The following is a 20,348-nucleotide window of genomic DNA, read 5'->3' as shown; positions in this document are numbered from 1 at the left end:
ACGCACCTTGGCCCATGACCGAACCGACGGAGTGTTTTCAGTGATTCAACCGACCCCAGTATTCAAGAACAACCTCGCGCAACTGCCGGCCATCGACGGCATCGCGCGCATCGATCTCGTCGGCGCGAACGGCGACGTGGTCGCGACCATCGAGAACCAGCCGGGCAAGCAGGGCTCGCTCGCGGTGTACCACTATCTGAAGCAGGCGTTCGGCACGCTCGACGCGAAAGCGGCCGAGCACGGCCTCGCGGTGTTCGCCGAGCATACGGCCGACGCACGCAATCGTCCGGGCGCACACCCGAACGTCGATCGTCTGCTGGCGATCGTGGCCGGCGGCGACGCACTGCGCATCGACGTCGTCGCGAAGGACTGAGTCGGCGGCGACACGCACGCGTGCCGCCAGGCGGCGCGCGCGACCGTGACGGACCGGCGAAAAAGCGCTTGCCGCACCCGTCCCACTTTCCCCGGAGACAACCAGCGTGCTTCCTTCCGTTGCCTCACCGCTCACCCGGCATCTGGCGTCGATCGTTTCGATCGCGGTATTTGCCGGCGCCACGTTCGGCGGCACGGCATCGGCAGAGCCGCTGCGCACGGCCTCCGATATCGCCGGAGCGTCGCTCGTGCCGCTCGGCACGCTGCCGCACTCGCCTGAAAGCGGTTCGCTCGATCCGTTCTGCACGCAATATCGCGCGAAGCCGACCACGGCGGCCGGCCGCGAAGTCGCGAAGCGCGACTGGATCGTGACATCCGAGGCACCGCTCGGGCGCTACACGGTCGTGAGCTTCGCGAGCGGATTCAACGCCGGCACGAGCGCGATCTGTTTCGCGCGCAACGGCAACCTCGGCGTATTCGACGGCACGACGCTCGTCGCGCTCGGCTACACGGCGCGCAAGGCGGGCTGGCAGCTCGGCTCGGTCGATCGTCTGGAAAACGGTGCACTGCTCGTCTGGGGCGGCGACGGCCCCGGAGCGCCCGTCGGCGAGCTGCACGAGGAAAACGGCGGCCTGCGGCTGACCCGCGTCGCCGCCGAAAGCACGCACTGCAGCGGCCGCGCGGTCGTGCCGAACGTATACGGCAAGCCGCTCGACGCGGCCCGCAAGATACTGATCGCGCATGGCTGGCAACCGCTGCGGCCGCGCGAGAAGCCGGACGCGACGGACGGGGCTGCAACGCTCGCGAAGCACGGCATTATCGAAGCCGAAGCGTGCTCGGGCACCGGCGTCGGGTATTGCGCGCTGCGCTACCGGAATGCGGCCGGCGTGCTCGGCGTGACGACGGTGGGCGGCGAGCCGGACCGGCCTTCCGAGAACACCGTGATCGACTATCAGGTTGCCTGTCGCAAGCAGTGAACGGCGTGCAGGCGGCGCATGCACGATGCATGCGTCATGCGATCCGTGCCGCCAGGCGATCTTCCGTTCGCTCGATTGACCGGCGTCGCCCGCCCTCCTAAACTGGCTTCCCTTTTACGCCGCACCCGCAAAAGGGACTGCCATGATCGACTTCTCCACGTTCGCGCTGTTCTCCGGCGCGTGTCTCGCGCTGACCATTACGCCGGGCCCCGACATGTTGCTGATCGCGTCCCGCAGTGTGAGCCAGGGGCGACGCGTCGGCTTCGCGACGCTCGCGGGCATCCAGGCCGGCACCTACTGCCACGCGCTCGCGGCCGCGTTCGGTCTGTCGCAGCTGTTCGTCGCGGTGCCGCTCGCCTATGACGCGGTGCGCTTCGCCGGCGCCGCGTATCTGCTGTATCTCGCGTGGAAAACCTTCCGTTCGGATGCGACCGCGCTGTCGCCCGTCGCGTCGCCACGTCGCCATTCGACCGCGACGATCTTTCGCCAAGGGCTGACGACGAACCTGCTGAACCCGAAGATGGCGCTGTTCGTGCTCGCGCTGTTCCCGCAGTTCGTGCGGCCAGAGCACGGCTCGATCGCCGTGCAGATTCTCGTGCTCGCGACGGTGCTCAACCTGATCGGGATCGTCGTGAACGGCGCGGTGATTCTGTCCGCGAGCCGGCTGAGCCAGCGGATCGGCGCGCGCCGCCGGCCGTCGAAAGTACCGCAGTATCTGCTGGGGTCGGTGTTCGTGGGGCTGGCGGCGCGGCTCGCGATGGCGGGACGGCACTGAGGGCAGCCAGCAGCGCGAACGGAACCGTGCGAGCCCCGACGACACACGAGGTCGTCAGTCGTCGCGACCGGTGCCCGAATCACGCGTGTCCATCACCACGCGCAACGCACCGCTGTCGAGCAAGCTTGCCGGCGTCACCGTGCGGCGGTTCCACGGAATCCGGCCGAAATACCAGATCCTCCAGAAACCGAGCGGATGATCGGGATTCCGGTGCAGCAGCGTGTCGAAGGTCTCGACGTCGCCGAGCACGATCCGCGTCGCCTCGCACACGACCTCGCGCACGAAACGTGAGCAGAACTGCCGGCGCGACGCGAGATTGAAACCCGTGTCGTAGATCACACCGATCCGGCGCATCGCCGCGGCGACGAGTTCGCGACGCTGCGCGGCGTCGAGCGGCTGCCTGAGCCGCGCGATCACGCATGCGCCGCGCTCGGAGCGTGCGAGAAACCGCGACATCGTCGTGACGCGCGACAGCGGAAACGTGCTTTCGGCGATCAGCGTCTCGCCGCCGCGCTCGCCGACGGCGATGCCGACGTGATTCGTCCATGAACGCGTCGCGCTCGCCACTTCGAGAAACGGCCGCACGGTGACGCGGATGAAGACGATGTCGCCGATTTCCGGTTCGGCCGGCAACGGCTCGGCAAGCGGGTCGGGAGCGCCGGTGGAAAGGAGCCGCCGCCGGCGTGCGCCGGGCGAACGGACCGGAAGCGGCTGGCGGCCGGTGTCGACGACCATACAAACCTCGCGCGAGTGGACATGGTGCGAGCATGGCAGGCGCAGCCGCACGCCGCATCCGCTTCATCTGCAAGGGCGGGAATCCGCGCCGCCGGGTGGCGGATTTCGATACTGGCGTGACACGCGAAGCGCCCGAACGCGGCACCCTTCAGCGCGTCGCACCCAGCGCCACGCGCAGCCGCTCCATCAACCGCGTGTAATGCCGCAGCACGTCGTCTTTCGACACGACATTCGCGGTCGAGAAACGCTCGGACCACGCCGGCTTCCATTGATACGAACCGTGCACACTGCGGTCGCCGTCGGGCGCCTGGATCAGCGAGCGGATCCGCGCGTCACGGCCCGGCCCCGTATGCATCTCGAACAGCGCGTGGATGAACGTGTGATACGCGTCGTACACGTCGTCGTCGAACAGGTAGCGGTAGATGTGGAACGTGCGGTCGAGGTCACGCTTCGCGCGGATCACGTCGTCCGGCGAGATGTCCTTCCAGTAACCGATCCACGTGTAGAAGCACAGCAGCGCATTGAGCTGCGGCGCGACCGTGTCGTACAGCGCGAGCCGCTTCTCGATCAGCCGCTGGTTGGTCCACTGCACGAGCTCGAGCCGCTTCAGTCGGCGCGCGACGAGCCAGCCGAGACAGGCGACCGACAACGGCGTCAGCACGCCGAGCGCGAGCTTGACGATTTCCAGCGAATTCCACGGCGTATTGAATGGCTGCATGTAGGGCTCGACAGGAAGAAACGCATCCTCTGCGACGCGCGGCCCGGCGCGCAACGCAGCGCCGCTGGGCCGATCGCGTCGGCATTGACCGTTAGTTGCTTGCACATCGAACAGTACGCGACCGCACCGGCACGCCGTGCGACGCGACTCACCCCGTCAGTGTATCGGGCGATTGTCACCGCGCGATGACCGCGCGTCGACGCGCCACCGCGCGCCCGCTTCGCGCTAGGTCGGTAGCGCCGACGTGAGCTTGACCTTCTGCATCGGAATGTCGGTCTTCACGCTGAGCACGCCGGGGATACGCGTCAGGTATTCCATCTGGAAACGCCGGTAATCGTCGATGTCGGCCGCGACGACGCGCAGCAGGAAATCGCAGTCGCCGGCCATCAGGTGGCATTCGACGACTTCCGGCATCTGCTGGACGGCCTCGGCAAAACGGTTCACCGATTCCGCGTCCTGCCCCTTTAGCCACACGCGCGTGAAAATCGTCAGCCCCTTGCCGACCTTCGCCGGATTCAGCACGGCCACGTACTTCTCGATCACGCCGGCTTCCTCGAGCAGCCGCACGCGCCGCAGGCACGGCGACGGCGACAGCCCCACCTCGTGCGCGAGCTCCACGTTCTGCATGCGGCCGTCGCGCTGCAGCGCGCTCAGGATCCGGCGGTCGATAGCGTCAAGTTTCATTTGGCATCCGATTCCAAAAAATTCACATATCACTCGCCCAATGCCAAATTTTGAGAAAAATCTGGCGACAACGCAACCCGATTCGAGTCAAAAAAGCAGACAATCCCTCCCCCGAAGGAGGAGTGATGAGCAGTAGCGTTTCAACGTCGTCCGGGCTTCGCGACAAGCCCGCGTATCTTGCCGAGATGGGTCGCGGATTGCGCACGGCGCTGCCCGTCATGCTGGGTTTCGTACCGTTCGCGCTCGTGCTGGGCGCACAGGCGGCGCAAAAAGGGCTGAGCCTGTTCGAGGTGCCGATGATGACGGGCCTGAACTTCGGCGGCGGCTCCGAGTTCGCGGCGATCCATCTGTGGACGTCGCCGCCGCACATCGCGCTGATCGTCGCGATGTCGTTCCTCGTGAATTCGCGCCACATCCTGATGGGCGCCGCGTTCGCGCCGTATATCCGGCGCCTGCCGCGCCGCCGCGCCTTCCTCGCGCTGTTCTTCATGTGCGACGAGAGCTGGGCGATGTCGCTCGCCGACGCGCGCGAGCACTCGGCCACGCACATCAGCGTGCCCTATTACGCGGGCATCTGCATCGGGCTCTACCTGACGTGGATCTCGATGACGACGCTCGGCGCGGCGGTCGGCCCGACGATCGGCAACGTCGAACAGTACGGCTTCGACATGGCGTTCACGGCCGTGTTTCTGGTGCTGCTGCGCGGGATGTGGAAAGGGGTGCGCGCGAGCCGTCCGTGGTTCGTGAGCCTCGTCGTCGCGGCGGCCACCCATCTCGCGCTGCCCGGTGCGTGGTATGTCGCGGCCGGCGCGTGCGCAGGGCTGATCGCCGCGCTGCTGTGGGAGCCGCGCAATGCCTGAGCTTCCGGATTTCGGCACGGTCGCGACGATCGTGCTGATGGCGTCGACCACCTACCTGTCGCGCATTCTCGGCTACGTGCTGCTGCGCAACCGCACGCTGAGCCCGCGGATGGCGTCGGTGATGGAGAACGTACCGGGCTGCGTGCTGATCTCGGTGATCGCGCCGGCCTTCGTGTCGACGCGCCCGGCCGACCTGCTCGCGCTTGCACTCACGCTGCTTGCGGCGACGCGCCTGTCGATCCTGCCGACCGTCATCGTCGGCGTCGTGTCGGCCGGCCTGCTGCGCTACCTGCTCGGCTGAGCGGTGTCGCCGGCCACCCCGGCACCGCATTCCACGACACGACGAACGGGCGCGCGATGCGCCCGTTTCACGTCCAAGCCGACCGGCGCCTCGGGCGCGACCCGACGATTCTCGGGCCGGAGTGCTAGCCTTGTGGCTTGCGCCACGCCGCACTTCCCGTCTCATTGCCCTTCGCGAGGATCGTCCCGATGCCAGAAACCCGCCCGCTGTTCGACCGTGTCCTGCTCACCAACGACGACGGATTCGACGCTCCCGGCCTTGAAATACTCGAACAGGTCGCCACGCAACTCGCGCGCGAAGTGTGGATCGTAGCGCCAGCCGAAGACCAGAGCGGCACGTCGCATTCGCTGAGCCTGCACGAACCGCTGCGCGTGCATCGCAAGGGCGAGCGCCGCTTCGCGGTGCGCGGCACGCCCGGCGATTGCGTCGCGATCGCAGTCAGCCACCTGATGAAGGGCGCGCGGCCCGACGTCGTGCTGTCCGGCGTGAATCGCGGCGCGAACCTCGGCACCGAAACGGTGTTTTCCGGCACGGTCGGCGCGGCGATGACGAGCATGCTGGTCGGCGTGCCGGCCATCGCGCTGAGCCAAGCCTTCACCGATCGCAATGCGGTGCCGTGGGACACCGCACGCGCGCATGCGCCGGACGTCATCCGCCGGCTCGTCGCCGCCGGCTGGGACAGCGACGCGTGCCTCAACGTGAATTTCCCGCCGCGGCCGGCCGACGACGTACGCGGCATGAAGGTGACGAACCAGGGCGCCGGCACGCTGCAGGGCGTCGAGATCGTGTCGGGACGCGACCCGCGCGAGATCGACTATCACTGGCTGAAGCTCGCGCGCGCACCGCGCGACGACGATGCAGATTCGGAAACGGTCGCGCTGGGCGAAGGGTATATCGCGGTCACGCCGCTGAAGTTCGAGCGCACGCACGATCAGGCGCTCGCGCGGCTGCGGTCGAACCTCGGCTGATCGATCGCGCGTTCGAACGAACCCGGCGGTTGCGCATACGATGCGCGCGCCGCCGCCGGTTCACCGCGTCATCCCGTCAAGTCAGGTTCAGCCCGCCGTCGAGCATCACGATCTCGCCCGTCACGTAATCGGAGGCGACGAGCATCGCGACCGTCTGCGCGATATCGTCCGGCGTCGCCGCGCGCCGCATCGGCGCGCGCTCGCGCCAGAGCTGCTGCGCGTCCGTCCAGTCGGCGGTCAGCGGCGTATCGACGAGCCCCGGCGCGACCGCGTTGACGCGAATCGCCGGCGCGAGCGTGCGGGCGAGCAGCCGTGTCGTGTGATTGAGCGCGGCCTTCGCGGCCGCATACGGAATCGACGCGCCCTTCGGGCGCACGCCCGCATGCGAGCTGACGTTCACGACACACCCGGCCCGCCCGTGCGACGCCGACTCGCGCAGCGCGGCCTCCGCTTCGGCCACCAGCCGGAACGGCGCGATCACGTTGATTTCGTGCATCTCGCGCCACACGTCGGGGGTGGCCGCCGCGAGGTCGTCATGCGGAATCACGCGGCTGACGCCCGCGTTGTTGACGAGCACGTCGAGGCGCCCGTACACCGCGAGCGCATCGCGAATCAACCGCGCGCGCTCGCCATCGTCGGCGAGATCGGCCTGCACATAAGCGCTACCGAGTTCGCGTGCCATTGCACGCCCGGTATCGACCGAGCAGCGCGAATGCAGGATCACCGCGTAGCCGTCGGCTGCCAGGCGACGCGCGACGGCCGCGCCAATCCCCGACGTCGAGCCAGTGACAAGCGCGACCGGCCGGTGCACGCGCGCCGCGCGCGGCTCGCCGGCGGCTTCGGTCTCAGGTGTCGTTTCGGCAATCGGGGCAGACATCGGCGGCAGCGGCGCGTCCATGGCGTGGAACCCAGTTAGTGGCGTTCCCGCATCATAGGCGACGACGCAACTGGACACGAACGTGATGGCGACAACAACAAGATCACATCCACGAAGGACCTAGAAGGGCGTTCTAGTAGAACCCGTTCCGCCTATTGCGACTCTTAAGCGACGTACGGCCGACATCACCGCAATCCTGCAGGACTCATAGCAACTGCGCTCGCCCCGCACCAAGAATTTCGGCGCCAGGCAACCGTGCAGCACGCTCGTCGAATGTGAGTAGAGGTGCCCGACTAGCTGCACTAGCCTGGCCGACGTGCAGGCAGTCTGCGAAGTCCCCGCCGTGCTCGCGATACATGTGCAGCGCACGTTCAAGCGCCCCCTCCGCTTCAAAACTCAGTTCCCGCGTCTCGAGCAGGGCCGTGAGCGCAGTCAGGATCTGCTGGCGGTCGAATTTATAGCGCGATCGCAGAACCCATTCGAGTTCGAGCATCACGGTTACCGGTATGTAGAATGCGTCCGCTTGTCCAGCCGAAGCGGCAAACAGCTCACGGACATGCGCGACTTGGTCAACGTCGTCATTGGTCAACCAACGCACCAGAATGTTTGTATCAAGACTGGGCATCAAGCGTCGCCTATCCTCATGGCATCGATTGGCACACTTGTGATCGACGGTAGGGCACCCTGCAAATCAAGCAGGCTGCGGGTTTTGGCGCGCAAAATGACCGTACCGTCATCCAGTGGTGTGAAGACAATCCGCACGCCTGCGGCGAGGCCAAGCGCATGCCGGATGCCGGCCGGCAATGTAAGTTGCCCCTTGCTGGTAAGTGTGGCTTCGAACATCATATCTCCTTACTTTTCAATTAATTGTAAGGCATCTTACCCCTCTTCGCAATACGCGGTAGTGGCGAGCGACAGGCAAACCGGTCAAAGCGTGAAGCCGCTACTGACCGCCCCACTCGGAACCCGAGTGACGGCGAGTCAGTCAACCTGATACGCCCCCAAATAGCAAAGCCGCATTAGTTGAGCGCGGGCGGCGCGACGGTGTCGACACTTGGCCTGCGGCCAGTTGCCGTCACCGTTCCCCGTACAGGTAGCGGCCGCGTTGTTCTGCGGCCCGTCTTCTCGCCGGGCTCGGCGTACTGCCGGAATCCGGCAAATGTGCGCCGAAATCAAGGCGACCTTGTTACGGCGTCCCTGCCAACTAGTTGATCAACGCCAGCGCCGGCGCGAGCGCACTGTTCGGATCCTGGCTGTTCCACTGGCCGACCCACGCATCGTTCGGCGTCGAGCCCATCACGAAATCGAGCCTGCCGCCCGCCTTCATCTCGTCATAGGTGATGTATGGCCGATGCAGCGGCGTGCCGTTCAGGCTGACCGACTGCACGTAGCGATTGACCGACGACGGTGCGGCGCCGGACGCCGTATGCGCGGTGATCGTGAAGCGTCGCGCACCGCCGAACTTCAACGCGCCGCCAGCGCCGTTGCGTAAGGCCACCGGGATGTCGATCGATGCCTCCTCGAACAGCGGCGTGCCGAAATAGAACACGCCGCCCACCGGATTCAGCGAATAGATGCCGAGCGCGGACAGCACGTACCATGCGGACAACTGGCCGCAGTCGTCGTTGCCAGGAATCGCCGCATCGCGCACGCGCTGCGGATCGTTCAGCGCGGCCTTCAGGCTGTCGCCGCTCAGCAACGCACGATCGCCGGCCGTGAGCGTCAGCGAGTACATGTCGTCCATCACCGTGCGCACGCGGTCCTGCGTCTTCGACGGCATGCCGGCGACGTCGTACAGGTACGGCAGGTGGTTCGCCGGTTCGTTGCCCGCGAAGAACTGGCCGCTGCGGCCGGTCAGGTCCGGGAAGCCCTGGTTGTACTGGAAGGTCAGCGGATTGGCCGGATCGAACGTGCGGTCGAGCTGCGCGATGAACTGGCTTTTGCCGCCGAGCAGCGTGATCAACCCCGGGAAGTCGTGGAAGATGTTCCACGTGTCGACCCACGAATTCGATTCGGAGAAGTCGGTCTTCTCGGCGGCCGTCGGATCGAAGCCCGCGACCCAGTTGCCCTGCGCATCCTTCGGCTGCGAGAACTTCCAGCCGTTGTTCGGCGCCGGGTTGAACACGTTCCGGTAGTTCTGACTGCGCGTCAGATAAGGCTGGTAGTCGGCCGCGCCTTTGCCGGCCGCCTTGCCGACCGCGGCCGTCGCCCAGTCGTCGAACGCATAGTCCTGCGTGGTCGACACCGATGCGTTGTCGCCCGCATAGACGTAGCCGCGCTGACGATACTGGTCGAAGCCGTGCGCGCTCGCGCGCTGCGTGGTCGTCAACGCGGTCCAGATGTCGTCGATGCTCGCGCTCGTCAGGCGCTTCAGGTACGCGTCGGCGATCATCGGAATCGACGGGTGGCCGGCCATCGTGAAGGTTTCCGTTTGCGCGAGCGGCCACACCGGCAGCTCGCCCTTGCCGTTCTGCGCGAACTGCGTCAGCAGCGACTTTACCCAGCCGTCGACGCGCTCGGGCTGCACCAGCGTCATCAGCGGCGCCTCGGCGCGGAACGTGTCCCACAGCGAGAACGTCGACGAATAGTCGAAGCCCGGGTCCGCATGCTTGCTGGTGGTCGGCGGCGACGTCGTGCCATCGTTCGACGAATCCATGCCGACGTAACTGCCGTCCGCGTTGTTGTAGACCGTCGGCGCGAGCATCGTGCGGTACAACGACGTGTAGAACATCGTCCGCTGGTCGGCGCTGCCGCCCTTGATCCGGACCCGGTCGAGCGCGGCGCTCCACATGCGCTCCGCCGCACCGCGCACCTGGTCGAACGACTTCGCGCCAACTTCCGACTCGAGATTGGCCTGCGCATCCGCGATGCTCGACGGCGAGATGCCGACCTTCACCGTGACCGCGCCGCCGTCGCTGCCGTCGGCGAACGTCAGGTATGCCTTGAAGCCGTCCCCGCTGAACGCGACGTGCTGCGCATCGAACGGCTTCGAGAACCGCGCGACGAAATACGTCGACTTGTTGTTCGCCCAGTTGTTGGTGAACTGCCAGCCGGCGATCGTCCGCGCGTCGACGACCTGGATCTTGCCGCTCGCGGTCGAGCCGCCGATCGGGTTGTCGATGCTCACGATCATGCTGCGTTTCTGCGTCGCCGCGCTCGGGAAGTACGTGTAGCGATGCACGCCCGCGTGCGTGGTCGCCGTCATTTCCGCGAGAATCTTCGCGCCCTGCACGTTCCACGGCGTGTTGCCGCTACCGACCGACGCCAGCTTCACGCGGTAGTAGCCGGGGCTCGCGGTTTCGTCGTCGTGGCTGAACGACGCGTCGTAGGTGATCGATGCATCGGCGGCGACCTTGGCCAGCGTCGCGGTATCAACCGGCGCGAGCGTCGGCAGGAACCGCACTTCGCCGCCCGAGCCGATGCCGGTCCCCGACAGGTGCGTATGCGTGAAGCCGGTAATGAGCGAATCGTCGTACTGATAGCCCGACGTGCGATCCCAGTTCCACGGCAGCGTATGCGCGCCGCCGGTCGTGTCCGGCCCGAGCTGCACCATGCCGAACGGCACGGTCGCGCCCGGATACACGTGGCCATGGCCGCGCACGCCGCTGCTCCAGTCCGCGTTGATGTCGAGGTTGGCCGTGCCGATCATCGGATCGACGCTGCGCAGCACCGATCGCTTGTGCGCACCGCCGTTTTCCCCCTGATCGTTCTGATCGCCCTGGTCGTTCTGGTTGCCCGGTGCGTTCGACATCTGCGCGAGCACGCTCGCATCCGTTGCCCCCTGATCGCCGCCGCACCCCGACAACACGGCAAGGCATCCGATACCCACCACGTGACGTAGCTTCATCCGTTCGTCCCTCCATCTCTTGCGTCGATCCTGTCGGCAAGAACCGCTCTTCGATCCTCCCGCCCTACTGCGCGCCCGCCGGCCGCGGGAATGACGGCATCGCGGATGCATCGGCGCCCCACGTCGCGGCGCTCGCATCCGCCGTCATCGCATACGTCAGCTTCCCGCCCTTCGCGATGTGCTCGAGCGGTAGCCACGCGGCGGGCCACGACGTGCCGTTCAGCTTCAGCGACTTCACGTAGAACGACGCGCGGTCGCCGGAACCCGCGCCCGGCGCGACGATGTGCAGCAGGCGGTAGCTGCCGTCCTGCTGCCCGACGCGCACCGTGATCGTCTCGAACTGCGGGCTCGACAGCGCGACGCCGCTCACGCCCGGCACGACCGGGTAGAGACCGAGCGCGGCCCACACGTACCAGCCGGACAGTGCGCCGAGATCGTCGTTGCCGGGCAGCCCCGCCGCGCCGGGGCCAAACGCGTTGGCGAGCGACGCGTGCAGCACGCGCTGTGTATGCGACGGCGCGCCGGCCCACGCGTAGACCCACGGCACGGCCATCGTCACTTCGTTGCTGACGTAGAAATACGGCTGCTCGGTGCCGATGTTCAGATGCGTGAAGAACGTGTCGAGCCGCTTGACGACCGGCGCGGCGCCGCCCGCCTGCGCGATCACGCCGGCGAGATCGTGCGGCACGTACCACGTGTATTGCTCGGAATTGCCTTCCATGAAGCCCGACCCGTCGGTGACCCACGCGCCGGCCGACGTCTTCGGCTGGATCGCGCCGCGATCGAACAGGTGTTGCCAGTTGCCGCTCGACTTCAGCAGCGCGCCGGCCGTCGCCGTGTCGCCAAGCGCCGTCGCGAAGCGCGACACCGCGAAATCGCGCAGTGCGTATTCGAGCGTGTTCGACGCGGTCTGGTTGTCGCCGCTGCCCGATGCGGGCACGTAGCCGAGCCGGTCGTAGTCCGCACGGCTGCCCATCACCGGCGTGCCGGCGCACGCGGCGCCCGGCGCGGTGCTGGCCTTCATGATCGACAGCGCGGCCTGCGTATCGAAGTGCGTCGCGCCGAACGCATACGCGTTCGCCGCGATGATCGAGCCCGCATCGCCGGGCATCACGGCCGTCTCCGTATTGAAGTACGCCCAGCGCGGGAACGCGCCGCAGGCCTTCGCATCGAGCACGAGCGACTGCACGATGTCGCTGGTGCGCACCGGATCGAGTAACGCCTGCAACTGGATGAACGAACGGTCGATGTCCCAGCCGGAGAAATTCGCGTACATCGTGCGGCCGTTTTCGACCTGACGCGTCGGAGCGGTCGATGCGCCGTTCGACGCGTAGAAATCCGGATACTGGCCGTTCACGTCGTTGAACACGTTCGGATGCAGCGACGCGTGATACAACGCGGTATAGAACTTGGTCTTGTCGGCATCGCTTCCGCCCGCGACCTGGATCGCGTTCAGGCGGGCGTTCCATGCGGCGCTCGCCGCGCGGCGCACCTTGTCGAAACGCCAGTTCCGTTCGCCTCGCACATCCGTTTCCGGATTCTCCGCACGCAGGTTCGCCTTCGCGTTCGCTTCGCTGACGAACGAGATGCCGAGCTTCATCATCACGTCCGGATGCTTGCTGTCGACGTCGAACGTCAACGTGACGGGGCGGTTGTTCGACAGCGCCGGCTTCGCGCGAACGGCCGGCTAAATTCCGCGTAGTAGTAGACGGGCACCGCATGCCCGGCCCAGCAGAATCCGCCGCCCGCGATCGTGCCCGACAGCGCGCGGCCGCCGACCTGGCTGACCGTGTCGCTCGTCGTGCCTTGCGCGCGGTTGTTCAGCACGGTCGGATCGATCGCGATCGTCGCCTGCTGGCCCTGCGCGAGCGCCGGGTACGTGAAGCGCGCGAAGCCGGTACGCAACGTCGTCGTCAGCTCGGCCTTGATGCCGTTGCCGAGCGTGACGCCGTAATAGCCGGCCTGCGCGGTTTCGTTCGCGTGATCGAATGTGGCCGGCGTGCCGGCGTCGCCGGGCGCGAGCTGCGGCATCACGTTCAGGTAGCCGCCGTTCGCCCAGCAGCCGGTGCCGCTCAGATGCAGGATGCTGAACGCGTTGATCGACGTGTCGCCGTACCAGTAACCGCCGGAGAAACCGGAGCCGTCGCCCTTGCGCCCGTCGTATTGCGCGGTGGGCGTCATCGGGCTCCACTGCATCATCCCGAACGGCACCGTCGGCCCGGGGAACGTGCCGCCGCCGAGGCCCGAGCCGACCGGGTCGGCCGGCTGGTCGGTCGCGTAGTCGGTGCCGATCAGCGGGTTGACGTACTGGACGACGCGGATGTCGGCGTTTTTCCTTGCCGCTTCGTTGCCGTTGCCGCTTTCATTGTCGTTGCTGTTGTCGTTGCCGCCGTTGCCGTTCTCATTGCCCTGCGACTGCGCGGACGTCGACATGTTCGCCGCCACGGCCGACGGCGAATCGCCATCGCCGCCGCAGGAAGCTACGGCCACACACAGCGCTAGCAGCGCCGTTCCCACCCCCCAGTTCCTCGACATCGCCTGTCTCCGTTTCGTTCTTGAATCAAGCAGTTTGTTCGAACTACTGAGCTTTCGATCAGGAATCTTTTCGTGACTTGTCGCGCACCCGCGCAATCGGTCGAAAATGCCGGGCGCGTATTTATTTCCGCATTCTGGTATCCGAAAAAGATGCACCGACCTATCGAAATACCGGCACCCAGAAACGGACAATGGGCACCAGCGTGCCCAAATAAACGCGTTTTCTCTACCCCGTGTTTTTACGAACTTTTATTTTGTTTATCTAAACAAAAGCGATTGATTCGATTTTTATATGGAATCCGTCGTCGCCCCCACCCGCGAGGAGCAAATTCATCGTTCGGATCGCTGCCAACGATGCATGAGCCAGAACACGAAGCCCGCCAGTGCCCCGAGGCCCACGAACGCCATGAACCCGAGAACGACCGCCAAACCGTCCTTGAAAACATCGTCATCCCAGATCGCGGTGTAAATCAAATAAGTGGCAATCCAAGTCAACACCCCCGTGATGCTGCCACACAGGCACAATGAAATCATCGAAACGCGCCAGTATTTCGTGACCAGCAGATATTGTGGAATGGCAAACGCTGCCGTGCCCAGGTAGGCGATTGGGATGGAGTATTTGAGTGATCCGGGATCGTCGGCCCAATACGACCACACCAGACCGGGCACAAGGGCCGAAAGTGCAAAAGCAAGAAAAGGTATCTGACGCATCGATATAGGCAGCAGCCGACGACAACCATTCCATTGGAATCAAGAGCATTGTGCGCACGAATCGCGCATCTCGCGCGGCCACGTTTACGACCTTCGTGGCTTCGCGATGCATGCGCCGGCGACGGGTATCATCTCACTCGTCCGAGATCGGGACATTCACCGAGTATTCGATGTGCACGCACTATCTGTCCGCGGTAGTTCCGGCGCGCACTTTGTACGAACAGCTTGCTCGGAAAATGACGTGCAACCGGCCGTCACGGCTGTTTCGGCAGCTCGACATACTCCTCGAGCTCGCCCGCGATATAAAGCCGCTTGCCGATGCGCGGGTATTCGCACACGTCGTGCTCGAGCCGCTGGCCGCCGACGAGCAGTTCCAGCGGCGCATCGCCAGTGTTCTGCACCGTATGCGCGTCGCCGCCGCGCGGAAAGCCGATGAAATCGCCGGGGCCGATTTCACTGGCGTGCTCGCCGATCGTCACCGCGCCGGTGCCGGACAGCACGTACACGAATTCCTCTTCGTACAGGTGGCGGTGATATTCGGCCGATTCGTGGCCGGGCATCAGCGTGAGCAGGTGCACGCCGAATTGCGTCAGCCCGGTCAGGTCGCTGAGCGGTCGCTTCAGACGCACGGCATTGGGATTGAGCGAATGCACCGCGCGCGTCGGTTCCATCTTCGCGATATCGGCGGCCTTCAGCAGTTCCCGGGGAAAGGGAGTCGACATGGGGATCTCGCAAGCGTGAATGCTTCGGTTGAACGCGCGACGCCGGCGCGGCGCGCGCAGCGGCTATTGTCCGACATTTTCACGCTGGCAAGGGTGCGCCGAACCGCACCCGGCGACGCAGTTAACGTGCGCAATCGGCCAGCAGGTTCGCCAGCACCGACGCGCCTTGCGCGAGGTGCACCGGATCGGCATCTTCCGCTTCGTTGTGGCTGAGCCCGGCCTTGCACGGCACGAACACCATCGCGGACGGCGCGACGTATGACAGGTTCACCGCGTCGTGCCCCGCGCCGCTGCACATCTCCAGGTATGGATAGCCGGCGGCGGCCGTCGCCTGCCGCACGCGCGCGACGCAGTCCACATCGAACACCACCGGCGCATATTCGGAGATCGTCTGCGCCTGCACGCTCGTGCCACGCAGCGCGGTGCGCGCCATGCAGATTGCCTCGATATCGGCGACGAGTTGCTGCAACGCCGGCCGCGACGGGTGGCGCACGTCGACGCTGAAGCGCACCTTGCCCGGTATCGTGCTCGGTGAATTCGGCTGGCACGCGACATGGCCGACGGTCACGCGCGCATCGGCATCGAACGCATGACCGTGCTCGACGATCGCGGCGATCATCGCGGCCGCCACGCCCATCGCGTCGCGGCGCACGCTCATCGGCGTCGTGCCCGCATGCGACTCGAAGCCGGTCACCGTGACGTCAAGCTCGTAGATGCCCTGCACCCCCGTCACGACGCCGATCGGCAAGCCGGCCTGCTCCAGCACCGGCCCCTGCTCGATATGCGCTTCGAAATACGCTTTCGGCATCTGTCGCTCGCGCGCGGGGCCGGCGAAACCGGTGCGTTCGAGTTCGTCGCGCAGCAGCACCCCCGTCTGCATGCACGGGCGCGCCAGTGCGTAGTCGAGATCGAGCGCGCCCGCATAGACGGCCGAGCCCATCATGCCCGGCGTGAAGCGCGAGCCCTCCTCATTGGTCCACGCGACGACGTCGATCGGGTGCCGCGTCGCGATGCCGTGCTCGTTCAGCGTGCGGATCGCCTCGAGGCCCGCGAGCACGCCATAGACGCCGTCGAAGCGGCCGCCGAGCGGCTGGGTGTCGAGATGGCTGCCGCACATCACGGCCGGCAAGCCGGGCTGCGTGCCGGGCCGGCGCGCGAACACGTTGCCGATCGGATCGATGCGGATCTCGCAGCCTGCGGCCTCGCACCATGCGATGAAGCGGCGCCGGCCCTGCGCATCGTCGTCACTCAGCGCGAGCCGGCAACTGCCGCCGTGCGCGGTCGCGCCGATCGTCGCCATCTCCATCAGCGAATCCCACAGTCTCTGCTGGTTCACGCGCATCATCGTCGCCGCTCCTGAAAAGCACTGAGCATATACACTCGATCCAATAAGAAAAATCCAAGATTTCGTTGTGGACGATAATTTTTACTTGTCACCCGGCGTTCCGCCCGGAATCCCGTGCCTTCTTTCTCACTGGATCGATCGCCCATGAAGCTCAAGCAACTCGATGCGTTTCTCGCGGTCGCCGAGCATCGCACCATTCGCGGTGCGGCGCGTGCGCTCGGCGTCACGCAGCCGGCCGTCAGCGGCATCGTGCGCGAGCTCGAACACGAGCTGGGCGTGCCGCTCGTCGTGCGCAGCGTCAAGGGGATCGCGCTGACCGATTACGGCAGCGCATTCGCGATTCGCGCGCGGCTGATCGTCGAGGAGATCCAGCGCACGCGCGACGAGATCGAGCAGTTGCGGCTGGGCACGACCGGCTCGGTATCGATCGCGGTCAGCCCGACCGTCGCGTTGACGATCCTGCCGCCCGCGTTCGCGGCCTTCACGCACGACCTGCCCGGCGCGACGCTGAACGTCGACGATGCACTGACCGCGACGGACCTCGCGCGGCTGCGCGACGGCTCGCTCGACTTCATCGTCACGCACCAACTGTCGAACGCGCTGCCGGACCCGGACGAATTCGCGAGCATTCCATTGTTCCGCACGGCGTTCGCGGTCGTCGCGCGAAGCCGGCATCGGCTCGCGCGGGCCCGCTCGTTGCGCGAGCTCGTCGATGCGCACTGGTGCGTGCCGCGCTACGGCGAAGGCGGCGACGACCTGATCCGCTCGATCTTCATGCCGTTCGGCCTCGACGCGCCGAAACGCGTGGTGCACTACCCGTCGTTTGCCGCGACGCTCGGGCTCGTGTCGCAGACGGATGCGCTCGGCGTGTTCGCGCGGCCGCTCGCCGAGGTCGAACGCCAGTCGCGCGGGATCGTCGCGTTGAATCTCGCCGAGCCGATGCCGGCGCTGACGGTCGCGATCGTGATGCGGCGGCATGCGTTGCTGACGCCGGCCGCGCTGCACTTCATCGAGTGCCTGAAGGGTGCGTCTGCAACCGTGTCGGCCGCGGACGACGCGTGACGCTCAACCCACGTGCACGCCGCGCAGCTTCGTTAGCAACGCGACGAGACGATCGATGTGCGCGTCCTCGGTGCGCCAAGACGACACGCTGATCCGGAACGCCGGCCGCCCCTGCCACACGGTCGCGCCGAACCACACGTCGCCCGACGCCTGCGCGGCTTCGAGGATCGCCGCCGTTTCCTCGTCGGTGCCGGCGCGCACGAGCACCTGGTTCAGCACGACGCGGTTCAGCACGTCGTAGCCGGCCGCCCGCAGGCCGTCGGCGACCCGCGCCGCCTGCGCGCAATGCCGCTCGACCATCGTCGCGACGCCGGCGCGGCCGAGCGAGCGCAGTGCGGCCCACACGGGAATGCCGCGCGCACGGCGTGAGAACTCCAGGTTCAGGTTCTTCTGCGCATCGTGCGCGCCGCTCAGATAGACGGCGTCGCTGTTCATCGCGGTGGCGAGCGCGGCCGCGTCGCGACAGATCACCATCGCGCCGTCGTACGGCGTGTTGAGCCATTTGTGACCGTCGGTCGTCCAGCTGTCCGCGCCGTCGATGCCGTCCGTCAGCGCGCGCTTCGACGACGCGCGCGCCCACAGGCCGAACGCGCCGTCGACGTGCACCCACGCGCCGGCCGTCTTCGCGGGCGGAATCAACGCCGCGAACGGATCGAATTCGCCGGTGTTCACTTCGCCCGCCTGCACGCAGAAAATGGTCATGTCGTCGAGCGGCGGCAACTGCGCCGGGTCGATCCGGCCATGCGTATCGACCGGCGCGACGACGATGCGCTTCATCCCGAAGCCGAGTACGCGCAGCGCCTTCTTCACCGTGATGTGCGCGAGCGCGGAGATCACGACTTTCACTTCCGGCGCGCCGATCAGCCCGTCCTCGTCGATATCCCAGCCCTTGCGCGCGAGCAGCGCACGCCGCGCGGCCACCAGCGCGACGAGCGTACAGGCCGTCGCGCTCGTGCCGAAGCCGACCGCGCTGCCCTCTGGCAACCCGAGTGCATCGACGACCCAACGCGCGGCCTGGCGCTCGAGCGTCGCCGCCACCGGCGAATTCGCATACGACGACGCGCATTGGTCCCACGCGAGCATCAGCCGCTCGGCCGCCGCCGCGGCCGGCAGCGTCGCGCCGATCACGAAGCCGAAGTAGTTCGGGCCGTTCGATGCGACCGTCGCGGGCGTGCCGCGCTCGTCCAGCAGGCGCAGCACGTCGTCGGCCGGGCGGCCCGCGTCGGGCAGCGGTTCGTCGAACGCGGCGAGACCGGCCAGCGCAGCCGCGTCGGGAAACGCGCGCCGCTCGTTCGTTGCGGCCAGATACGCGTGTGCGCGCCGATCGGCGTCGGCCAGCAATGCAAGTTCGTCCATGTCGGTTGCCTCGGTCAGGGTCAGAGTTTCGAGAGATCGCGGCCGAGCTGCTGCAGCGCGCCGTCGATCCGCTTGTAGTACGTGAACTTGCCGACGCGGGTCGCCTGCACGAGCCCGGCATCCGCGAGGATGCGCATGTGGCGCGTGGTCGTGGCCGGCGCGATGCCGAGCTTCTCGGTGATGTACGTGCAGCACACGCCGAGTTCGTCGACGTCGCCATGCGGTTGCGGCGGGAAATGCTTGCGCGGCTGCTTGAGCCAGCGCAGCACGGCGAGACGGCTTTCGTTGGCCAAGGCGCTGATGCGGGTGACGTCGTCCATGGGGGTGCGGATTCGTTTAACGTTTTGAATATTAGCTAAATGACAAAATGTGGGCAATGCAGTCGAAGGGGGATTTCGACGCATAATGACGTTCGCCGGCATGCACCGTCGCACATTCGATGTGATCGCAGCGAGATCGCCGCTTCAACCGCTCGAAGCGCGCGCAGGCAACGTGCTTCAGGCCAGCGCCTGTGCCAGCCTGTCGATCAACGCCCGCACACGCCGCGGCTGCGCCGCACTCCCCGGATAGACGATCTGCAGATCGACTTCGCCCGGCGAGAAGTCTCGAAGGATCTCGACGAGCGCGCACGACGCCAGATCGCGCTCGACGTCGACCAGCGACTTCAGCGCGATGCCGTGCCCCGCGATGCACCACGCGCGCACGAGCGCCCCGTCGTTGGCGACGCGCCGGCCGCGCACCACCACGCGCTTCAATACGCCGTCAATGCTGAACGGCCATTCGGCATACAGCTCCTGGCCGAAGCGCATCACGATGCAGTCGTGCGCGGCGAGTTCGTCCGGGTGCATTGGCGTGCCATGTGCGGCGAGATACGCGGGCGACGCGCACACCACGCGCCGCGCACGGCCGAGCGAACGGCTGCGCAACGAACTGTCGGCCAGCGTGCCGCGGCGGATCGCGAAATCGAGCCCCTGCCCGACGAGGTCGACATACCCGTCGCCGAGATGCAGGTCGACCGTCACGCCCGGATGGTCGGCCAGGAATGCATCGACGACGGGCACGACGCGCTCGCGCCCGAGATCGGCCGGCGCGCTCAACCGTACCGGCCCCGACAGCGTCCGCACGCCCAGCCGCACGCGGTTTTCGAGCTCGTCGGCCTCGGCCAGCAGGCGTCGCGCGCCGTCCACCAGCGTGCGCCCCTCGTCGGTCAGACTGATCGCGCGCGTCGTGCGCGTGAGCAGTGCCGCGCCGTAGTGGCGCTCGAGCGCCGTCAGCCGCTCGGACACCGTGGCCGGCGACAGGCCGACCTCGCGGCCGGCCGCGGCCAGCCCGCCCTTTTCCACGATGCGCAGGAACAGCGCGAGGTTGTCGAGCAGCATTGTTCGCTCCCTCCGAAGGATATTTTCGACATCTTCGGGATTATCTGGAAAAGGCGCAAACGATACATTGGTGGCCTGACGATCGACGCGCGGCCGTGCCGCGCTCACACGACGAGAGAAAACG

22 protein-coding genes are annotated in these 20,348 nt (G+C 66.6%); 7 read left to right on the top strand and 15 right to left on the bottom strand.

Annotation, left to right across the window (positions count from 1 at the left end):
• The first annotated feature begins 40 nt into the window (after positions 1–40).
• The 3 genes from WS95_RS10295 (at position 41) to WS95_RS10285 (ending at position 2,124) form a co-directional block, all read left to right on the top strand.
• Complete coding sequence (locus WS95_RS10295; RefSeq protein WP_059823716.1) at positions 41–373, top strand: DUF2322 family protein; 333 nt, start codon at positions 41–43, stop codon at positions 371–373.
• Positions 374–479: 106 nt separating this feature from the next.
• Positions 480–1,349 carry a PASTA domain-containing protein gene (locus WS95_RS10290; protein WP_059823715.1) on the top strand — a complete coding sequence of 290 codons (870 nt, stop codon included), beginning with the start codon at positions 480–482 and terminating at the stop codon, positions 1,347–1,349.
• A gap of 142 nt (positions 1,350–1,491) precedes the next feature.
• Positions 1,492–2,124, top strand: a complete 633-nt coding sequence (locus WS95_RS10285; protein WP_059823713.1) for a LysE family translocator — start codon at positions 1,492–1,494, stop codon at positions 2,122–2,124.
• Between the two features lie 54 nt (positions 2,125–2,178).
• Here the strand turns inward: WS95_RS10285 and WS95_RS10280 are convergent, their stop codons facing one another.
• The 3 genes from WS95_RS10280 to WS95_RS10270 form a co-directional block, all read right to left on the bottom strand.
• Positions 2,179–2,859, bottom strand: a complete 681-nt coding sequence (locus WS95_RS10280) for a YebB family permuted papain-like enzyme (protein WP_059823711.1) — start codon at positions 2,857–2,859, stop codon at positions 2,179–2,181.
• Between the two features lie 148 nt (positions 2,860–3,007).
• The gene (locus WS95_RS10275) at positions 3,008–3,577 is read right to left on the bottom strand and encodes a hypothetical protein (RefSeq protein ID WP_006494615.1); all 570 of its coding nucleotides are present in this window, start codon (positions 3,575–3,577) and stop codon (positions 3,008–3,010) included.
• Between the two features lie 225 nt (positions 3,578–3,802).
• Positions 3,803–4,261, bottom strand: a complete 459-nt coding sequence (locus tag WS95_RS10270) for an Lrp/AsnC family transcriptional regulator (protein ID WP_006486309.1) — start codon at positions 4,259–4,261, stop codon at positions 3,803–3,805.
• Positions 4,262–4,386: 125 nt separating this feature from the next.
• Between WS95_RS10270 and WS95_RS10265 the strand changes: the two genes are divergently transcribed.
• The 3 genes from WS95_RS10265 to surE all read left to right on the top strand — a co-directional run bounded on the left by WS95_RS10265 (position 4,387) and on the right by surE (position 6,390).
• Positions 4,387–5,121 carry an AzlC family ABC transporter permease gene (locus tag WS95_RS10265; RefSeq protein ID WP_059823710.1) on the top strand — a complete coding sequence of 245 codons (735 nt, stop codon included), beginning with the start codon at positions 4,387–4,389 and terminating at the stop codon, positions 5,119–5,121.
• Complete coding sequence (locus WS95_RS10260; protein ID WP_006486305.1) at positions 5,114–5,422, top strand: AzlD family protein; 309 nt, start codon at positions 5,114–5,116, stop codon at positions 5,420–5,422. Before WS95_RS10265 ends, WS95_RS10260 begins: the two co-directional genes overlap by 8 nt.
• 188 nt (positions 5,423–5,610) lie before the next feature.
• Entirely contained in the window at positions 5,611–6,390 is a 780-nt protein-coding gene (gene surE, locus WS95_RS10255; RefSeq protein ID WP_059823708.1) for a 5'/3'-nucleotidase SurE, read from the top strand.
• Between the two features lie 76 nt (positions 6,391–6,466).
• Here the strand turns inward: surE and WS95_RS10250 are convergent, their stop codons facing one another.
• From WS95_RS10250 to WS95_RS10215, 9 genes are all read right to left on the bottom strand, one after another.
• On the bottom strand, positions 6,467–7,288 hold the full coding sequence (locus WS95_RS10250; RefSeq protein WP_059781523.1) for an SDR family NAD(P)-dependent oxidoreductase: 822 nt from the start codon (positions 7,286–7,288) through the stop codon (positions 6,467–6,469).
• 184 nt (positions 7,289–7,472) lie between these two features.
• Entirely contained in the window at positions 7,473–7,892 is a 420-nt protein-coding gene (locus WS95_RS10245; protein ID WP_059781526.1) for a PIN domain-containing protein, read from the bottom strand.
• Positions 7,892–8,110, bottom strand: a complete 219-nt coding sequence (locus WS95_RS10240; protein WP_059781654.1) for an AbrB/MazE/SpoVT family DNA-binding domain-containing protein — start codon at positions 8,108–8,110, stop codon at positions 7,892–7,894. The genes WS95_RS10245 and WS95_RS10240 overlap by 1 nt, the downstream gene beginning before the upstream one ends.
• Positions 8,111–8,471: 361 nt before the next feature.
• Positions 8,472–11,114 (bottom strand): GH92 family glycosyl hydrolase, encoded by a 2,643-nt coding sequence (locus WS95_RS10235; RefSeq protein ID WP_059823707.1) that lies wholly within the window; start codon positions 11,112–11,114, stop codon positions 8,472–8,474.
• Positions 11,115–11,178: 64 nt separating this feature from the next.
• The gene (locus WS95_RS35715) at positions 11,179–12,753 is read right to left on the bottom strand and encodes a glycoside hydrolase family 92 protein (RefSeq protein WP_257139700.1); all 1,575 of its coding nucleotides are present in this window, start codon (positions 12,751–12,753) and stop codon (positions 11,179–11,181) included.
• The gene (locus WS95_RS35710; protein WP_257139699.1) at positions 12,750–13,547 is read right to left on the bottom strand and encodes a hypothetical protein; all 798 of its coding nucleotides are present in this window, start codon (positions 13,545–13,547) and stop codon (positions 12,750–12,752) included. Before WS95_RS35710 ends, WS95_RS35715 begins: the two co-directional genes overlap by 4 nt.
• A 432-nt stretch (positions 13,548–13,979) precedes the next feature.
• Complete coding sequence (locus tag WS95_RS10225; protein WP_059823705.1) at positions 13,980–14,360, bottom strand: hypothetical protein; 381 nt, start codon at positions 14,358–14,360, stop codon at positions 13,980–13,982.
• Between the two features lie 254 nt (positions 14,361–14,614).
• Positions 14,615–15,082 carry a cupin domain-containing protein gene (locus WS95_RS10220; protein WP_006488377.1) on the bottom strand — a complete coding sequence of 156 codons (468 nt, stop codon included), beginning with the start codon at positions 15,080–15,082 and terminating at the stop codon, positions 14,615–14,617.
• A gap of 121 nt (positions 15,083–15,203) precedes the next feature.
• Positions 15,204–16,427, bottom strand: coding sequence for a Zn-dependent hydrolase (locus WS95_RS10215; RefSeq protein WP_059823703.1), 1,224 nt, complete (start codon positions 16,425–16,427; stop codon positions 15,204–15,206).
• A gap of 144 nt (positions 16,428–16,571) precedes the next feature.
• Here WS95_RS10215 and WS95_RS10210 point away from each other — a divergent pair, with 144 nt between their 5' ends.
• The gene (locus WS95_RS10210) at positions 16,572–17,489 is read left to right on the top strand and encodes a LysR family transcriptional regulator (protein ID WP_059823702.1); all 918 of its coding nucleotides are present in this window, start codon (positions 16,572–16,574) and stop codon (positions 17,487–17,489) included.
• A gap of 3 nt (positions 17,490–17,492) precedes the next feature.
• On the opposite strand, the gene WS95_RS10205 is transcribed toward WS95_RS10210, so the two are convergent.
• The 3 genes from WS95_RS10205 to WS95_RS10195 form a co-directional block, all read right to left on the bottom strand.
• Positions 17,493–18,845 (bottom strand): pyridoxal phosphate-dependent decarboxylase family protein, encoded by a 1,353-nt coding sequence (locus tag WS95_RS10205; RefSeq protein ID WP_059781536.1) that lies wholly within the window; start codon positions 18,843–18,845, stop codon positions 17,493–17,495.
• 20 nt (positions 18,846–18,865) lie between these two features.
• Positions 18,866–19,165: an ArsR/SmtB family transcription factor gene (locus tag WS95_RS10200; protein ID WP_059823700.1), complete on the bottom strand. Its 300-nt coding sequence runs from the start codon at positions 19,163–19,165 to the stop codon at positions 18,866–18,868.
• 177 nt (positions 19,166–19,342) lie between these two features.
• The gene (locus WS95_RS10195; RefSeq protein ID WP_059823699.1) at positions 19,343–20,224 is read right to left on the bottom strand and encodes a LysR family transcriptional regulator; all 882 of its coding nucleotides are present in this window, start codon (positions 20,222–20,224) and stop codon (positions 19,343–19,345) included.
• Between the last annotated feature and the right edge of the window lie 124 nt (positions 20,225–20,348).

Origin of the sequence: Burkholderia sp. MSMB1826, from assembly GCF_001526325.1 — a bacterium.
In the GTDB taxonomy this organism is placed as follows: Bacteria; Pseudomonadota; Gammaproteobacteria; order Burkholderiales; family Burkholderiaceae; genus Burkholderia.
Note: the sequence above shows the minus strand (reverse complement) of the source record. Positions and strands in the feature narration are given on the sequence as shown.

Coding starts and splice junctions, on each gene's coding strand:
- WS95_RS10285 (WP_059823713.1), top strand. CDS start 1,492: ATGATCGACTTCTCCACGTTCGCGCTGTTCTCCGGCGCGTGTCTCGCG.
- WS95_RS10280 (WP_059823711.1), bottom strand. CDS start 2,859: ATGGTCGTCGACACCGGCCGCCAGCCGCTTCCGGTCCGTTCGCCCGGC.
- WS95_RS10275 (WP_006494615.1), bottom strand. CDS start 3,577: ATGCAGCCATTCAATACGCCGTGGAATTCGCTGGAAATCGTCAAGCTC.
- WS95_RS10270 (WP_006486309.1), bottom strand. CDS start 4,261: ATGAAACTTGACGCTATCGACCGCCGGATCCTGAGCGCGCTGCAGCGC.
- WS95_RS10265 (WP_059823710.1), top strand. CDS start 4,387: ATGAGCAGTAGCGTTTCAACGTCGTCCGGGCTTCGCGACAAGCCCGCG.
- WS95_RS10260 (WP_006486305.1), top strand. CDS start 5,114: ATGCCTGAGCTTCCGGATTTCGGCACGGTCGCGACGATCGTGCTGATG.
- surE (WP_059823708.1), top strand. CDS start 5,611: ATGCCAGAAACCCGCCCGCTGTTCGACCGTGTCCTGCTCACCAACGAC.
- WS95_RS10250 (WP_059781523.1), bottom strand. CDS start 7,288: ATGGACGCGCCGCTGCCGCCGATGTCTGCCCCGATTGCCGAAACGACA.
- WS95_RS10245 (WP_059781526.1), bottom strand. CDS start 7,892: ATGCCCAGTCTTGATACAAACATTCTGGTGCGTTGGTTGACCAATGAC.
- WS95_RS10240 (WP_059781654.1), bottom strand. CDS start 8,110: ATGTTCGAAGCCACACTTACCAGCAAGGGGCAACTTACATTGCCGGCC.
- WS95_RS10235 (WP_059823707.1), bottom strand. CDS start 11,114: ATGAAGCTACGTCACGTGGTGGGTATCGGATGCCTTGCCGTGTTGTCG.
- WS95_RS35710 (WP_257139699.1), bottom strand. CDS start 13,547: ATGTCGACGTCCGCGCAGTCGCAGGGCAATGAGAACGGCAACGGCGGC.
- WS95_RS10225 (WP_059823705.1), bottom strand. CDS start 14,360: ATGCGTCAGATACCTTTTCTTGCTTTTGCACTTTCGGCCCTTGTGCCC.
- WS95_RS10220 (WP_006488377.1), bottom strand. CDS start 15,082: ATGTCGACTCCCTTTCCCCGGGAACTGCTGAAGGCCGCCGATATCGCG.
- WS95_RS10215 (WP_059823703.1), bottom strand. CDS start 16,427: ATGATGCGCGTGAACCAGCAGAGACTGTGGGATTCGCTGATGGAGATG.
- WS95_RS10210 (WP_059823702.1), top strand. CDS start 16,572: ATGAAGCTCAAGCAACTCGATGCGTTTCTCGCGGTCGCCGAGCATCGC.
- WS95_RS10205 (WP_059781536.1), bottom strand. CDS start 18,845: ATGGACGAACTTGCATTGCTGGCCGACGCCGATCGGCGCGCACACGCG.
- WS95_RS10200 (WP_059823700.1), bottom strand. CDS start 19,165: ATGGACGACGTCACCCGCATCAGCGCCTTGGCCAACGAAAGCCGTCTC.
- WS95_RS10195 (WP_059823699.1), bottom strand. CDS start 20,224: ATGCTGCTCGACAACCTCGCGCTGTTCCTGCGCATCGTGGAAAAGGGC.